The organism is Arthrobacter sp. Y3223164 (genome assembly GCF_059091005.1).
The window spans coordinates 1-328 of record NZ_JBNHGF010000946.1 but is presented as its reverse complement, the minus strand read 5'-3'; the positions used below and the strand labels follow the sequence as shown (position 1 = coordinate 328).

Annotated in this window: 1 protein-coding gene; it reads left to right on the top strand. The window is 73.8% G+C overall.

Going from position 1 to position 328, the window contains the following annotated elements; translation table 11 throughout:
- Nucleotides 1–328 (top strand): alpha/beta fold hydrolase (locus AC5RUJ_RS18860; RefSeq protein ID WP_494156586.1); only part of this gene is annotated, 328 nt, incomplete at both ends.

Genomic DNA, 328 nt, shown 5'->3' with positions numbered 1-328 from the left:
CGCCGCGGCCCTGGTCGACCGCTTCGGCGGCGGGCCGGTGCACTGGGTCGGGCACTCCCTCGGCGGCAACATCGCCGCCACCATCGCGGCACGCTTTCCGCGGACGACGGCGTCGCTCACCGTGGTGGGGATGGTGCCGGTGCCGCCGTCGGCGGCAACCGTCGACAAGCTCAGCCGCCTGTTCGGCGGGGAATCTTCCGATCCGGCAGCGTACCTGGCCGCCGGCGAGGAGCTGATTCGCGCGTGGTTTAGCGGCGGCAACGAGCCGCAGGGCGCGGACCGCGTAACATTCCGGGCCCCCTTCAGGCGGCACCCCGACGTCGTGCGC